This is a genomic window from Candidatus Hinthialibacter antarcticus (genome assembly GCA_030765645.1).
GTDB lineage: Bacteria > Hinthialibacterota > Hinthialibacteria > Hinthialibacterales > Hinthialibacteraceae > Hinthialibacter > Hinthialibacter antarcticus.
The window spans coordinates 46,046-62,248 of the sequence record JAVCCE010000058.1 but is presented as its reverse complement, the minus strand read 5'-3'; the positions used below and the strand labels follow the sequence as shown (position 1 = coordinate 62,248).

The following is a 16,203-nucleotide window of genomic DNA, read 5'->3' as shown; positions in this document are numbered from 1 at the left end:
TGTTATCATTAGTTATCTTAAGGTTATCATTAGTTATCTGGAAAAAAATCCTTCATACTGAAAAAGCACTTTGATGTATGTTTCGGGGTTTTGTTGGATGCTGTGGTAGGCGGCGGGGGCGTCGGAAATCGGCAGGATGTGCGATATGATCGGCCAGACGATCACCTGCTGATTGTCGAGGCTGCGGATCACCCGGTCTTCGATGCGGTCTTCGCTGGTAGATTCAATAGAAGAGATAAACTGAACGCTCTGCTGCTGGGCCGCGTCGGCGGTTTGCCCTAGCGCCTCGCTTGAATAGCCCGCCCCGCCCGCGACAAAGGTTCCTCCCTTACGCACATTGGCAAGAGCCGCCCGCAGCGCGTCATCATGGCCGGAGAGTTCGACCACCGCGTCCATCTGAAGCATATCGTCGCGAAACAGACACGGCTCCTCGAGTTGCAACACGCCGTGCGCGCCCAGACGCTGCGCGATGCGTAAGCGCGGCTGGTGCGCATCCAGGGCGATGATTTCCGAAGCGCCGTTGAGCGTGGCGAATTGCAGCGCCATCAGCCCCACCGCGCCCATGCCGAAGATCGCCGCCCGGTCGCCATAGCGAATGTTGGCGGCGTGGACGCAACGCAATGCGTGTACGCCGGGGCCGACGAAGACGGCGAATTCCTTACGCAGCCATTGCAGCGGGTACACGTTCTCCGCCTTCAATACCTGCCGGGCGCCATGCGCCATTAGCGCGTGCACCCACTCGCCGCGCCGCACCCCGCAAACGCCGCGCCCCACTTCGAGCACCTTGCCAACGCCCCAGCCTCCCGGCTGTGATTCGCGCCCGGCCCGCAACGCGGCAAGGTCAAGCCCCTGCTCGACACCGGTGAGATGCACATCAACCCGCACCTCGCCCGCGCCGGGCGAAGCGGCTTCAACCGGGCGAAATTCTACTTCGCCGCAAGAATTTAAAACTAACACGTCGCTCAAGCCGCGCTCTCCAGTGAAAACAATCATAAATCAGATAAGATATACATACAGGATAACACGATTAGCGTCCATCCAGTGGATCGACGCAGGAGCATTATGGAACCGGGAATTTCTGCAAGCATCGGCAAATCGCTCGTCCTATTCGGCGTGGTTCTCATTGCGCTGGGGCTAGCGGTGTGGTTTGGCCCCAAGGTCCCGTTTTTGGGCAAACTGCCCGGCGATATTTATATGGAAAATAAATCCGGCAACGTCTCGTTTTATTTTCCCGTCGTCACCTGCATCGTGATCTCGGTCATCCTTACGATTGTGCTCAATCTATTCAGCGGTGGGAGCAAATAAACCACACATGGACGTCTCGCAATTCGATTACCATTTGCCCGAAGAGCTCATCGCCCAGCATCCCGCGCAACAACGCGACCAGTCGCGGCTGCTTGTAGTGAAGCGGGATGACGCCTCGCTGCAGGAAGCCGCGTTTTCTGACCTGCCTTCGTTTTTGCGAGAAGGCGATCTGCTGGTTCTCAATGATACCCAGGTGATTCCAGCGCGTTTGTTTGGAACCAAGACGCCGGGCGGCGCACAGATTGAAATGCTGCTGCTTAAGCCTCAGTCAAACACCGATTGGGAAGTCATCGCCTATCGCGCTTCACGGCTCAAACCGGGCGTACAAGTCGTATTTTCAGAGACACTGTCTTGCACGGTACGCGAGACGCTGGACGGCGGGCGCTTTATCGTCGCGTTTGAGTGGCGGGGCGAATGGCTCGATGTGTTGGCGCAGCACGGCGGCGTCCCGCTGCCGCCTTACATTGCGCGAGACAACGGCGAATGCAGCGACGAAGACCGCCAGCGCTACCAGACCATTTACGCCCGCAACCAGTTTGAATATAACTCGCCTGCGGCGCCCACCGCCGGGCTGCACTTTACGCCGCAGGTGTTTGATGCGCTCAAAGCAAAGGGCGTTGAGACCGCGTCGGTCACATTACGGGTGGGGCTCGACACGTTTCTGCCAATGCGGGTGGACCGCATCGAAGACCACATCATGCACGCAGAAGAATATGACGCGCCGCCCGAAACCGCCGAGGCCGTCAACCGCGCCCGCCGCGAAGGCCGCCGGGTGATCGCGGTCGGCACCACAGCAACGCGTACGCTGGAATCCGCTGGAGCCAACGGCGAACTGGCAGCCGGGGCTGGCTCGACGCGGATCTACATTTATCCTGGATATGACTATAAAATCGTCGATGCAATGATAACCAATTTTCATTTACCCAAATCGACATTATTACTGATGATTTCTGCATTCATGGGAAACAACTTACGCGAGCGAGCCTACGCCCATGCGGTAGAACACCGCTTCCGTTTTTTTTCGTACGGCGACGCGATGGTGATCTTATGAATCGAGACGAAATCATGGCCCCGTTGTATCCCCGGCGTAAAATCCACGCCATTCTTGATGACATTCCCGTTCCATCCCTTAATGGCGCGGCTTCCGCTCAAACCTTATGCGACTATATCGGTCATTGCGCCCACTCCGACTTGCGTATGCAAGCCTGGCAAGTGCGGGCGGTCAGTTGCGACCCCTTCAAAATTGAGGGGTGGATTTCAAACCCGTTCAGTTTGCGCGTTCTTGAAAAAGCCGTCGCCCATCTCGGCGGGACCTGCGACTCGAGCGCAGTCATCCCCTTGCCTGCTGCCGCCTTAGGCGACAATAGTTATGCAATCGTTACCGAAGAGTGCCCCATCTACGCCAACACCGATCAGACGGAGCGTATGGATACCGCTTTGCCCGGCGATGCGCTGGTGCTGTTGCGCTATGAATGCGGGGCGTTTCTGCTGCATTCAGCCAACGGATACATCGGCTGGGCGCAGGCGGCGCACTTGCAACCCGTCGGTTCGACCGCCTGGGTCGCGGCCATCAATCAACAGGCGCCCGACCACGACGAGCGCATCAAGACCATGCAAAAAACGGCGAACGGTTTATTGGGAACCAAGTACGTCTGGGGCGGGATGTCTAAACAAGGCATTGATTGTTCGGGATTTACCAATACGGTTTATCGCTCCATCGGCGTCCACCTGCCGCGCGACGCCGACCAGCAATACCTCACGGGGCGTATCTGCGCGACGCCGCAAACCAAGGACGCGTTGCGCTGGGGCGACCTGCTGTTTTTCAGCGGCCCGGCGGGGCGCATCTCTCATGTCGCGGTTGCGATTGATCCGGGCGCATTCGCACACGCCGAAGATGAAAACCAGGTGTGCATCCGCACTTGGGAAGAAAAACCCAATCTGGTCGAACGCTTCGTCTGCGGAAAACGGCTATTGGCGTAATGATAGGCCTCTCTAAAATTTGAGTGACTGAATCAATGATTAACGCGGGAGACCATCACCACATAGAAATCAGATGAACATTTTGCTACATTTGAGCGACCTAGTTAATAATTCAGGCAGAGTTTGCGCCTGAGTTGACCATCAGCCTGGAGGACGCACCATAATGAAGAGATTATTTCTGTCCCTCGTCGCACTCACAACCCTATTATCGACAAGCACTTTCGCCGCAGATTGGACCCAATATCTTGGCCCGAACCGCGACGCCACTTCACCCGAAACCGGCCTCTTAAAAGAATGGCCCGAAGGCGGCCCCGAAGTCTTATGGACGCTGCCGCTCGGCATTGGCTACGGCGCGCCCGCCGTCTCTGAAGGCAAAGCCTATCTGTTAGACCGCCAGCCCAACAAAGATATCTTTCTTTGTATCGACATGGCCTCCGGTAAACTCGACTGGTCGTTTGAATATGACGCGCCGGGCCGCTTCAGCCACGGCGGTTCGCGTTGCACCCCCGCCATCGCCGACGGCCTCGCCTACACCATCGGGCAACAAGGCCACCTGTATTGCTTCGACCTGAAAACCAAAAAGCCCGTCTGGAACAAAATGCTGCGTGACGGCTTTGGCGAAGGCGAGTCTCTCAACTGGGGATTCGGACAAAACCCATTGGTTTATAAGGGGATGTTGATCGTAGCGCCGATGACCAAACAAACCGAGGTCGTCGCGTTAAACCCCAAAACCGGAGAACTAATTTGGGCGTCTGAGCCTTTTACAGGCCGCGCGGGCTATGTATCTCCGGCCGTGTATTCGATAGGCGGTACAGACCATATTGTTATGATTAGCGCCACAGTCATAGACCGCCGAAACCGCAGCGCTGAAATCCAACCGCAAAACCAAGGCGCAGTTGCCGGGCTTGATCCCACCAATGGAAAAACCTTGTGGAAGTACAACGGTTGGGGCTGCATGATACCGATTCCCAACATGGTTGCCATTGGCGATGGACGCTTCTTTATCACGGGCGGCTACGAAGCCGGTTCGGCGATGATTCGCGTCACCAAAGACGGCGGCGATTACAAAGTGGAAGAGCTATTCAAGACCAAAGCGTATAATGCGCATTGCCATCCACCCTTATTATACAAAGGCCATCTGTACGGCCCCTGCACCACCAACGAGCAACGCGACGGCCTGATCTGCATGGACCTGGACGGCAACGTCAAATGGAAAACCGAACGCGACCCGATCTTTGACAAAGGCGGTTTGATTCTCGCCGACAACATGATCTTTATATCAGACGGCAAAGACGGCGTACTGTATTTGGTTGATCCGTCGCCGGACGCCTTCAAGCCGCTTGCCAAAGCCAAACTGCTGGAGCCGGGCGAAAATTGGGCCCCGCTGGCATTGGTTGACGGCAAACTGCTGGTTCGCGACCAGACCCAGATTAAATGCCTTAAAGTTCGTTAAAATAGTAAACATTACGCCCTCGCTGATGTATAATCTTCGGCGAGGGCGATTTTATCGTGATTGCATGTTCAAAATTCAAGATTGAATAATGGGATCATGAACGTATCGCTAGGCTCTTCGGTCGTACTTATATACTGAGACACGATTTCATCTTTCGTCACAACACAAGAAGCCAAATGAATACATCGTTGACGGGCAAAATTGCCTCTACCATTCTCGCTGCCGCCGGAATCTTATCGATCCTATTCTGGTTGAGCGCCTCCAGCCCCTATAGCCTGGAACACCGCGTTCCCGGCATGGATAAATCCCAAAACAGCGCCGCTTCTGAACGCAGCCGCACCGGCCCGGCTGGACTGTTGACGAAATCCGACGGCGTTCCATCGGAACTGACTGGCGAATGGCCCTGCTTTCGCGGAGTGAATTTCGACAACATCAGCCAGGAAAATTTTAAACCAATCGCTAAAGACGGCGGCTTTGAAGAACTGTGGGGTCTCGAGGTCGGCGAAGGGTTCGCAGGCGCGGTGGTCAAACATGGCCGCGTCTATTTGATGGATTATGACCGCGACAACAAAGAAGACGCGCTGCGCTGCCTGTCGCTCGACGACGGCAAAGAAATATGGCGATACACCTACCCCGTTAACGTCAAACGCAACCACGGCATGAGCCGCACCGCGCCCTACGTCACCGACGACGTTGTGATTTCACTCGGCCCCAAGTGCCACGTCAGTTGCCTTGACGCCAAGAGCGGCGAGAAAAAATGGTCGCTTGATTTGGTTTTCGCCTACGGGACCGAAGTGCCGCCCTGGTACGCCGGACAAAACCCTCTGGTCGATAACGGCAGGCTGATTCTCGCGCCCAGCGGTTCGGCGCTGATGGTCGCGCTCGATATCGAAACAGGCGAGACCATCTGGGAAACACCCAACCCCAACCAATGGGAAATGACCCACTCCTCGATCACGCCGATGGAATTCAACGGACAGCGCACCTACATCTATTGCGCCAGCGGCGGCGTCACTGGCGTCTCCGCCGAAGACGGCAGCATTCTGTGGGAAACGCCCGATTGGACCATCCGCATGGCGAACGTACCCTCGCCGTTGGTAATCGACGAAAACCGCGTGTTCTTCAGCGGCGGTTACGGCGCAGGCGCGATGATGATGAAGCTCAGCGTCAGCGAAAGCAACGGCAGCGTGGTTCCAGAAATTTTATTCAAACTCGAAAACAAGCAATTCGGCTCGACCCAACACACGCCGATTTTATTTCAAAACCACATCATCGGCGTACGCCCCGACGGTCAACTGGTTTGCCTGGATTTCGACGGCAACGAGGTCTGGGCCAGCAGCCCGGCGTATAAATTCGGGCTGGGGCCTTACATGATCGCCGGACAGTATATTTATGTGATGGACGACGAAGGCTTGCTCTCCCGCGTTGAAGCGCGAACCGATGAATTTCATCTGGTCGATCAGACGCAAGTTTTACACGGACATGAATCATGGGCGCCGATTGCGCTGGCGTCGGGACGCATGATTTTACGCGACCTGACCCAGATGGTTTGCATTGCAGTCGCAGCCGACTAAAGACGCAGATTCTAGAAGGAGCGGCATCATGGAAGAAAAAATATCACATTCCAAACGCTGGACTATCGGCTTGATCCTGGCCGCTGTTGCGGGCGCGGTGTTTTCTATTTTCCGCATTGACCTGTTCGGCGAAAAGCCCGTCGCCAATGACCCAATGAATCTCCCGTTGGCGGACTTGCTGAAATCCGACCCCGCTTTGCACCTCTATGAAGAATCGGCGCCGCGCATTCAAACCGGGCTTGACCATGCGCGGCTGATCGCGATTGACCGCAACGACGCAATCTATACCGTCAGTGGAACGCAAGTCAAAAGTTTTGATTCAGCAGGCAAGCCCCGTTCACTTCATATTCAAACCGAAACCGAAATTTCCGCCATCGAAGTTTCAAACGATGGCCCGATCTATCTTGGACTCTCTGACCACATCGAAATCTTTAACGCCGATGGTCAGCGAACCGCCCAATGGAACCCCGTCGGCGAAAAAGGACTCATCACATCTATTGCTCAGTATGAAAATCACGTCTTCGCCGCAGACGCGGGCATAAAAGCCATTCATCATTTCGACGCCGAAGGAAACAAGATCAATACATTCGGCGAATTTGCGATTCCCAGTTTTTATTTTGACGTCGCCGTTGCGGGCGAAGACAAACTCTACGCCGCGCATACCGGAGAGCACCGCATCGAGACCTTCAACTTCCAGGGCGACATGACCGCATGGTGGGGCGCGTTTTCGATGACCAAGCCCGACCGCTTTTGCGGTTGCTGCAACCCGATCCATTTTGCCCTGCTGCCCAACAATCAAGGCTTCATCACCTGCGAGAAGGGCATCGTCCGCGTGAAGGTTTACGACGCAGCGGGCGAGTTTGTCGGCTATGTCGCCCCGCCCGAACAGTTTTCAAAACATGACGCGGGTTGCCAAAGCCCGGAGTCGTGCTTCAGCGCTTCCGGCGTTGATGCAGTCGTCGATTCAAACGGGCGCGTTTTGGTGTTAGACCCGACCCAATCAGAAGTGAGAGCCTACAGCAAGAAAATGAGTTAAGACCGAGCCTGCTTCAAGGAGATGCAACATGCGGTTCTTTGAAACCATGAAACGAAGACGCGAATTTTTGCGCTCAACCGGACGCTACGCGGCGCTGGGATTTTTAGGGCTGATCGGCGGCGGCGCGTTGCTGCGGAAGCCGTCTGCAAACAGCGACTGCGAGCCGTTTCCACTATGCCAGGGTTGCGGCGCTTTCGATGATTGCTCGCTGCCGCAAGCATTAAAAGAGAAAACCACCCAGGAGCGCCGCCATGGACAAGCCTAAGAAAGAAACCAAAATCACGCGGCGTAGCGTACTCAGAGACGGCGTCCGCAGTTTTTTCGTGCTCAGCATGGGCGGCGCGTCGGGCTATCTGGTTAGCCGCGTGCAAGCCGAAGACTACGTCTGGCAGATTGACCCGCACAAGTGCATCTCCTGCGGCAACTGCGCTTCTCATTGCGTGTTGGAAGAATCAGCGTCGAAGTGCGTTCAGTCATACCCCATGTGCGGCTACTGCAAACTCTGCACCGGGTTTTTTAACGCCGCGCCTAGCGCGCTCGACACCGGCGCCGAAAACCAACTTTGCCCCACCGGGGCGATTATCCGCACGTTTGTGGAAGACCCCTATTTTGACTACACCATTGACGAGAGCCTGTGCATCGGCTGCGCCAAATGCGTGAAGTGGTGCGAAGCCTTCGGCAACGCCTCGCTCTATCTGCAAGTGCGCCATGACCGCTGCCTCAACTGCAACGAATGTTCGATTGCGCTGGCGTGTCCAGCCGACGCGTTTGTGCGCGTCCCGAAAAGCAAACCGTACCGACTGAAAATAGAGAACAAACCCGAATGAACATCATGGCCCGCATCATCCCTGTATTGATTCTGCTTGCTTCACTGAGCGGCTGGGCGCAAGACGTCCAGCGCTTTCCGCCGCCGGATTTTGAAAGCGGCTACACATTTCCGATGACGCAGACGCCCGCCCCGCGCGGCGTTGTGATGAGTTATGTGGATATCGCCGTGTTGTTTGCGGCGTTGTCGCTGGCGTCGTATTTTTCGATTCACAAACGCAACCGCCAGGGCGTGTTTTATCTCACCATTTTTTCGCTGCTCTATTTTGGCTTTTACCGCGAAGGCTGCATCTGCGCCATCGGGGCGATTCAAAACGTCACGCTGGCGCTGTTTGACCCGAATTATTCGCTGCCGTTGGCGGCGGTCGCGTTTTTTCTCTTACCGTTGTTTTTCACGTTATTTTTCGGGCGAGTCTTTTGCGCGGGCGTATGTCCGCTGGGCGCGATTCAAGATTTGGTGTTAATCAAACCGATGCAAGTTCCCCGCTGGCTGCACCAGGCGCTGGGGATGCTCACATACGTTTATTTCGGCGCTGCCGTATTGTTCGCCGCGATGGGCAGCGCGTTTATTATTTGTAAGTACGATCCGTTCGTTTCGTTTTTCCGCCTGACGGGCAGCATCACGGTGGTCACATTGGGCGTGTGCCTGCTCATCATCGGCATGTTTATCGGACGGCCTTATTGCTTGTATCTGTGCCCCTATAGCGTCTTGCTAAAAGCATTCGGACAATTCTCACAATGGCGCGTCACCGTCGGCCCCGGCGGCGACTGCGTGCAGTGCGATTCATGCGAAGACGCCTGTCCGTTCAACGCTATCACCAAACCAACGCCCGACGACGCCCCGCCGCCCAGCGAAGTTGACAAGAAACGACTGGTTCTTTTTTCCGTTTTGGCTCCAGTCGTTATTCTTGTTGCGGCATGGGCCGGATCGTTTTCCGCTACTCCCTTTTCACAGATGGATTACACAGTACGCTTGGCGGAACGCATCGCGCTCGAAGACGCGGGCGCGGTCGAAGGCTTTATCGACGCCAGCCAATCGTTCCGCGACAGCGGACAACCCGCCGCGCCGTTGTTTGAGTCCGCCCGGCGGATTCGCGAGCAGTATGTATGGGGCGGGTGGATACTCGGCGCGTTTTTGGGCTTCGTGATCGCGTTGAAACTGATCTGGCATTCGGTCCAACAAACACGGATCGCCTACGAAGCCGACCGCTCAGACTGCCTGGCTTGCGGACGTTGCTATTGTTCGTGTCCATTAGAGCGCAAACGCCTGAAACAACTCAAATCAGCTTCATTTGTATAGTGAGACGTGATGAATAATAAAAACCGCTTTCAATTCTTCGAAGACCTGTGGGATTCCTCTGCGAAAAACATCGCGGTCGTCGCCGCGATTTATTGCATCCTGGTCGCGGGATTTCTAGCCTACAATTACGCCGCCGCCCAGTCGGGGCTTCCTGAAAAAGAACGGATTTACTCTCAACAAATGGCGGAAAAGAAGGCGCTGTTAATCGAGGACGTTAAAAACGAAGAACTCAAAAGTGAAATTCGCGACCTCGATCTGGCTTTGCGTCAGCAATATTTTGAACGGATGGCGTTTTCTAAACGCGGCAAATATTTGCTATTGGCGGGCGTGATTGTGTTGTTGCTCGCATTAAAGAAGACAGTCGCGATGCAAAAGAAATTACCCAAGAAGAGAGTAAAGAACAAAGACCCGCTGCGCGAAGCCAATGCGACGACGCAAGCGCGGCAAACCGTCATCGGCTCATCCATCGTCTTGTTGGCAGGCGCTCTGGCGTTGGGGTTCGCCCCTGGCGTTGATCTGCCCTCAGCATCCGACGAAGCCGAGCAAATCGCCGAAGCGGCGCCGCAAGTCACGTTTCCGACCCAAGAAGAAATTCGCCAGAACTGGTCGCGTTTTCGTGGGCCGGGCGGCGTAGGCGTCGCCCATTACGAAACCGCCCCGACAACCTGGGACGGCGAAAGCGGCGACGGCATCATCTGGAAGACGGAAGTCCTGCTCGAGGGCAACAACTCGCCTATCGTCTGGGGCGACCGCTTATTCATGTCGGGCGCCGATGAAAATACCAAAGAGATTTTCTGCTATTCAACTGAAGACGGCGCGTTGCTATGGCGCAAACCGATTGGCATGGTTCCCGGCGCGCCCAGCGAAGAACCGCGCGTCATGGAAGGCACAGGCCGTACCGCCTCCACCATGGCGACCGACGGCGCCCGCGTGTATGCGATTTTCTTCGACGGCTCGCTGGTCGCGTTTGACTTTGACGGCAACCGCGTGTGGGCGAAAAACCTGGGCGTCCCTGACAGCGTGTACGGCTACGCCACGTCTCTGATGTGCTATCAAGACAAAGTGATCGTGCAATATGACCAGGGCTATGAAGACGATGACACGTCTGTCCTGTATGCGTTCGACGGTAAGACGGGGAGCGTTGTATGGCAAACCGTCCGCCCGGTGGCGAACAGTTGGACCTCGCCGATTTTGGCGAAAACCAACAGCGGCGAACAGATCATTACCGTCTCGGAACCGTGGGTGATTGGCTACAAGGCCGACTCCGGCGAAGAACTGTGGCGCGCCACCATGATGGGAACCGACCTCGCGCCCTCGCCCGTAATCGCCAAAGACATGGCGATTGTGATTCAACCCAATGAATGGATGGCCGCGATCAAAACAGACGGCAGCGGCGACGTTACCGAATCGCACGTTGCCTGGCATGTCGACTGCATGGCGCCCGATATCGGCAGCCCGGTGACCGACGGCGAATTGATCTGGCTGTTGACCACGATGGGAACGCTGTCATGTCACAAAGTCGAGACGGGCGAGATGCTCTATGAGCACGAGATGGACGATATGTTTCAATCATCGCCGGTTCTGGTTGGCGAATGGATTTATATGATGAGCGAAAAAGGTAAAACCTATCGCGTCAAAACGACTGCGGAATTTGAGCAAGCGGAAGAAGTTCCCTTTATTGATGAGTGGATTCTCGCCTCGCCCGCGTTCACTCAAGGGCGAATCTTTGTTCGCGGCGACCGCTTTCTCTATTGCTTAGGCAGCAAGTAATTTCGAACTCAACAAACGATTAACGAAATACGGTTTTTCCGTAAATCGGATACTTTTCAACCAATTCAATTGGGCTTTCGTTGCATCAGGCATGGGTACAACTCTGCTCGCTTCCGTGCGGGCTTTCAGGCCCTTATGCACACCTGCCTGCGGCAGGCAGGCTACAGGCGCGTTTATATTTCAATCGCTCTAAAAGCCACCTCTTCCTCTTTCGTTGCATCAGGCATGGGTACAACTCTGCTCGCTTCAGTGCGGGCTTTCTGGCCCTTATGCACAGGCGCTCACAGAGTTGCACCCAAGCCTGATTTGATTTGTCTTTTTATTTATATCCCGGAATACGTTTTAGAGCGGTTGCCTGAATTATGTGCGGATTGAGTTTTCATAACTGTATCTTTCGCTAAGCCTCGGCCTGCGGGAGGTAGGGGCTCACGCATCGAAATGCGAGATAACTTTACTGCGCTTGCAATAACAAAAAAGTAGCAAAACAACGAAACTTATACATGATCGCCGTACTCCTCGGTGTTGTATTCCGCTTGTCTCCGGGCGGCCTTATTGGTCGCTTCCTACGAAAGCCGCTCCACACAATCACCTGCGTCGCTTGGATGATGTACATGAACGATTTGATACCCCTCCGCTGCGTTTGGCGTGGGTACAACCCTGCTCGCTTCAGTGCGGGCTTTCAGGCCTTTTTGCACAGGCGCTCCCAGAGTTGCGCCCACGCCTGATTTAGTTTGTCTTTTTCTTTAATATCCCGGAATACGTTTTCGTAATCAAAATCATGGCATCCACAAAAAAAAAGCCTGCCGGAAGTTTCCGGCAGGCCCATTCTGCATTTGTTGCATCTGGTATTTTCAAAGATTAGTGAATATCCCATGGACCAACGCTCGTATCATCAGAACCAAGCACTTCGATGACGTTCAGAAACGAATCGTCTTCGTGGGCTTTAATGATATCCGAGCTGCGACCGCCCTGGTGGCAAACGGCGCATGATTCGACGCCGCCTGAAGTTGTATTCAATTCAGCGTGGGCAATCGCGCCGTCGTTATCGTGACACGATATGCAAGCAGCAGTCGTCGGAGGAATCTTGACCAGATTGAGCTCTTTATCCAAGAATTCGATCGGCATGACTCCACTCGGCAACGGCAAGTTAGGAACCTCTGTGGTATGGCAGAGGCTGCATTCGGTGATGCTGCCCGGGAACAAGACTTCGTTGAAATCATGTTCGCTTGAATTATGTCCAAAGACCAAGAACGGTTTTTCCAGCGTTTCGCCTTTGTGGATTTTGTGGATCATGTACGCCATGCCCACCGATTCGCCGCCCATCACGCCTTCGGGGCGTTCTTCAACGTCGCTGGTGCGCGGGTTATGGCAGACGAGGCAGTATTCAACATTGCGTCGGGAGCCGCCGTGGAATTCAAGGCGATCATGGCAGGCTTCGCATTTTTCTTGTGAAATCGTCATGCGGCGCGCAACGGGAGCGGAGTCGGTAACCGCTGCATAAAATACGGGGTTGAATGTGTTTTCATTCACGGAAACGTCATCATCTTCACCAGCTACGTCGATAACGAGAACGCTAATACGAGATTCGATGGCCAACGCGATTGATCCTTGAATATCATCAGCAATCGGAGTGGTCATGGTGTAGGTGTAGACATCGCCATCTAATGTCACAGAAGGAGGATCCGTAAGCATATCCTCTCTGTAGTATGAAGCATAGTCGCTAGTTGGAGCGCCAACGATCAAACGCAAGCGGCTCAGGCTTTCGAGAGCAACCAAATTGCCTTCGCCATCTTTCAGCGTGAACTTAACAATCGGCATTTCGCCATTCGCCGTGTTGGATGCTTCAATAATTTCTGCAATCAGCCCTTTGTTTTTGGCTGATTTAACAGGAATCGTATGGGCGCCAGCGACGCTGATGCCGAATTCATCGCCATCCGCCTGGTGGCACTGAGTGCACATATCATCATTCGCTTGCGGAATGCCGGAACCGTGGTTCTCACCGGTTTCAAAGTTGACGTCATCGTGGCAGGAAGCGCAAACCGCGCGTGAAGGCGCTGTCTTCCAAACTTCTGCATCGGGGCCAGCGTGGCATGTTTCGCAATTTCGGATGTCTTGAGGGAACACAACGTGTGAGTAGTCATGTGTGCTTTGGCGATAACCAACGATTTTGTAACTTCCGCCCGCTTCGACACTGGGCAAACTCGAACCCATGTGAATTTTGTGGGTCATAACCGCCATATCGACGGTATTGCCGGTATCGGGATCAACAGATTGCGGGTTGTGGCAGAGGATGCAATAGCCGATCTCACGACGACCGCTGCCGTGCAACGCCAAACTGGAGTGGCATTTGTTGCAGCCTTCGGTTGTAGCGACTTTGCGCAGTTCCGTCACTTCGCCGCCATTGGGGACATAGTGGAACAACGGATTAGCAATGTAACTCTTTTCTTCATAGGTGCGCTGAATCTGGGCGCTCATGGTGTGAGTCATGCCTGAATAGGAGTCGAAATCAGCAGGAACCACATTATCAAATGTATAGAGATAGCGACCGCCGCCAAAATCAGTAATTGCACCACGGCTGTCATAACTGCCCTGTTCGGCGGAGGCGCCTGCATTTTCGTAGCCTTCGGGAACCGTTTGAACATTGACAACATAGTTCACATAGCGGGAACTGCCTTTGGCTGCATCGAGGACTTCTAAACGCGCAAAAGCAAAACGATAGGAAACATCGCTAATGGCAACCGGGTTTCCTCCATCATCGAGCATCTCAAAACTCACGACAGGCTGCATCGCGTCATTAATGGTTACATTATCAATGGTGACGCTTAAGCCGCCAGCCGCCATTGCGAAAACCGGAGCCGCCATCATCATACAGATTACAAGAATTCTGCTTAAGATATTTCGCTTCTTCATGCTGCACCTCGATGTGAAGAGTAAGTAGCCAATCCCAAAATCAATCAAATGATCAAAATATAACTAATTAGCTACATTGGAGTACATTAGGGATTATTCCTGTTATGAAGGCAGACTTCAATACTAAAAAGCTTGTAATAAATAGGGAAACCTTGTGAATTCTCGAGGAATCAGAGATATTCGAGTGAATTTCCAGGATCATCGCCGAGGGGAAACATGGACTTTTATATAAATGACTGAAAATTACCGGAGTCGGGAGGGAGAAACGCCGAATTCTTTCTTGAAGACATTGGAAAAATAAGCAGGGTCTGAGAATCCACAGCGCTCCGATACGTCAACCAGCGTGATGAACGGGTCCTGTAGCATTTCTTTGGCTTTTTGCAGGCGGATTCGCCCGACAAACTTCACAAATGAATCGCTTGTGTGTTCTTTGAATTTTTTAGAAAAATAACCGGGGTCATACCCTAAGGCTTGCGCCATGATTTTGGCGGACAAGTCTTTTGAATAGTGTGTTAACACGTAGTCTTGAACCAGCTCCATCACTTCAGCGGTTGCCCCGGTACTGCGGTTAGAACGCCAAACCGGCAAGGAAACCGTACGGGCGATTTCGCTTCGGATTTGGTATTCAACAGACGAGCATTGAATGATGTTTTCGCTTTTAGTCGGCGCCGTTTCGTCAGGCTGAACGGGCGAATTTTTATTTGAAGATTCGCAGAGGTAATCAACAACTAATTCCAGCCAATTCATCACATTCTGGATTTTCTTTTTCGATAAAATCCGCATGGCATCAATGGACTGTTCGACATCGTCTTTTTCTAACCCATATTCATGGGCGATTTCTTGCGCTTGTTTTGAAAACGATTCACGGGCCCCATGTTCAATGGCGCATGTTGTTTGAATGTCTCCCGTCACGCCATTGCTGAGCGAAATGGGGTAATGAATTGTGACGAGACCCGAGTGGCACAATTTTAACATCGGGCGGTTTTCCGAAACCGACTGGCGGCACATCGTCTCGTGTGAGGTTTTACAGTGATCGTGGCCTTTAGGGCTGTGCTGCATTAAACTACAGAAATCCGGTTTGCAGACATCCTGAAGCAGACCTTGCTCTTCAAATTCATCGTCTTGGTTTTTGAGAACCAAAAACAGGTCTAACCCAGTTGAATCGCGAAACAGTTGAATCATATTTTGCAGCGTCATCGACGCATTAATGATTAAATCAATGTCGATAACCGGGCATGTTGCCGATTCTATTTCGCTGGCCTGGATTGCTCGTCCCATGTTTCCCCTGAAGATAAATTGCATCGTAAAATCGTGTATTAATTATAGTCGAATGCACCTCAAAAAACAGATTAAATCACTCAACTTTCCTCAAGTCATTGATTTTACAAATGATAGACAGGGCTCGACTCTTTAAACTGAACCCGGCAATTCACCGAGGCGTTTCAACAATAAGGTTTTTCCGTAAATTGGATACTTTTTTATACATTGAATTGAGATTTCGCTGTATGTGGCATGGGTACAACTCATTGCGCCCGAATCCCCCCTGGCGCTTTCAGCGCCGTCCCCCCTTAAATAAGGGGGGCTAAAAGCCTGGGCTACGAGTCTTAAGTCAATGGCACCCAAGCCGGATTGGTTTGTCACTTTATGAAATACCGGAGCCTGTTTCTGAATCAAAATCATGGTCATCCATCAATACAAGAACTCACTTACCGGATGGACCAACAATAACAGGGCTGAAGCATAGAAGAAATGAAGAAGCCATGCTGAGTAACAACTCATCACACGATAATGCAGTTTAAACACTTGAATGAAACACTTATCACATTATTACGGTCATTAAAAAATGACTGCACTACTCTGTTATTCAGGTATGTTGGTGTGGCGGAAAGATCCCAGGACTATCTATTGAAGATATGACCTCCCAATCTTTCCGCCGTTTTTTTCAATGCAAAAAAGCCAATAGAAGTCATTCTACTTCACCTGGCTGAATTATAAATGAATAATTATTCAATCAACAGAGATAAGACGAACGGATATGCGCTTTGCCTCT

At 53.1% G+C, this 16,203-nt stretch carries 13 protein-coding genes; 10 read left to right on the top strand and 3 right to left on the bottom strand.

The features are described 5' to 3' along the window. Positions 1-33: 33 nt before the first annotated feature. Entirely contained in the window at positions 34-957 is a 924-nt protein-coding gene (locus tag P9L94_13985; GenBank protein MDP8245190.1) for a zinc-binding alcohol dehydrogenase, read from the bottom strand. A gap of 105 nt (positions 958-1,062) precedes the next feature. Between P9L94_13985 and P9L94_13980 the strand changes: the two genes are divergently transcribed. From P9L94_13980 to P9L94_13935, 10 genes are all read left to right on the top strand, one after another. Then, positions 1,063-1,305 carry a DUF2905 domain-containing protein gene (locus P9L94_13980; protein ID MDP8245189.1) on the top strand — a complete coding sequence of 81 codons (243 nt, stop codon included), beginning with the start codon at positions 1,063-1,065 and terminating at the stop codon, positions 1,303-1,305. A 7-nt stretch (positions 1,306-1,312) separates the two neighbouring features. Further along, entirely contained in the window at positions 1,313-2,356 is a 1,044-nt protein-coding gene (gene queA / locus P9L94_13975) for a tRNA preQ1(34) S-adenosylmethionine ribosyltransferase-isomerase QueA (protein ID MDP8245188.1), read from the top strand. Continuing rightward, on the top strand, positions 2,353-3,285 hold the full coding sequence (locus P9L94_13970) for a C40 family peptidase (GenBank protein MDP8245187.1): 933 nt from the start codon (positions 2,353-2,355) through the stop codon (positions 3,283-3,285). The genes queA and P9L94_13970 overlap by 4 nt, the downstream gene beginning before the upstream one ends. 163 nt (positions 3,286-3,448) lie before the next feature. Beyond that, the gene (locus P9L94_13965) at positions 3,449-4,738 is read left to right on the top strand and encodes a PQQ-binding-like beta-propeller repeat protein (GenBank protein ID MDP8245186.1); all 1,290 of its coding nucleotides are present in this window, start codon (positions 3,449-3,451) and stop codon (positions 4,736-4,738) included. A gap of 176 nt (positions 4,739-4,914) precedes the next feature. Beyond that, on the top strand, positions 4,915-6,312 hold the full coding sequence (locus P9L94_13960) for a PQQ-binding-like beta-propeller repeat protein (protein ID MDP8245185.1): 1,398 nt from the start codon (positions 4,915-4,917) through the stop codon (positions 6,310-6,312). Between the two features lie 28 nt (positions 6,313-6,340). Beyond that, positions 6,341-7,348, top strand: a complete 1,008-nt coding sequence (locus P9L94_13955) for a hypothetical protein (GenBank protein ID MDP8245184.1) — start codon at positions 6,341-6,343, stop codon at positions 7,346-7,348. Positions 7,349-7,376: 28 nt separating this feature from the next. Beyond that, positions 7,377-7,613, top strand: a complete 237-nt coding sequence (locus P9L94_13950) for a hypothetical protein (protein MDP8245183.1) — start codon at positions 7,377-7,379, stop codon at positions 7,611-7,613. Next, positions 7,600-8,175: a 4Fe-4S binding protein gene (locus tag P9L94_13945; protein ID MDP8245182.1), complete on the top strand. Its 576-nt coding sequence runs from the start codon at positions 7,600-7,602 to the stop codon at positions 8,173-8,175. Before P9L94_13950 ends, P9L94_13945 begins: the two co-directional genes overlap by 14 nt. Beyond that, positions 8,172-9,473: a 4Fe-4S binding protein gene (locus P9L94_13940; GenBank protein ID MDP8245181.1), complete on the top strand. Its 1,302-nt coding sequence runs from the start codon at positions 8,172-8,174 to the stop codon at positions 9,471-9,473. The genes P9L94_13945 and P9L94_13940 overlap by 4 nt, the downstream gene beginning before the upstream one ends. Before the next feature lie 9 nt (positions 9,474-9,482). Beyond that, on the top strand, positions 9,483-11,243 hold the full coding sequence (locus tag P9L94_13935; protein MDP8245180.1) for a PQQ-binding-like beta-propeller repeat protein: 1,761 nt from the start codon (positions 9,483-9,485) through the stop codon (positions 11,241-11,243). 858 nt (positions 11,244-12,101) lie between these two features. Here the strand turns inward: P9L94_13935 and P9L94_13930 are convergent. Next, positions 12,102-14,153: an OmcA/MtrC family decaheme c-type cytochrome gene (locus P9L94_13930; GenBank protein ID MDP8245179.1), complete on the bottom strand. Its 2,052-nt coding sequence runs from the start codon at positions 14,151-14,153 to the stop codon at positions 12,102-12,104. A gap of 243 nt (positions 14,154-14,396) precedes the next feature. Beyond that, positions 14,397-15,431: a PocR ligand-binding domain-containing protein gene (locus tag P9L94_13925; protein MDP8245178.1), complete on the bottom strand. Its 1,035-nt coding sequence runs from the start codon at positions 15,429-15,431 to the stop codon at positions 14,397-14,399. Between the last annotated feature and the right edge of the window lie 772 nt (positions 15,432-16,203).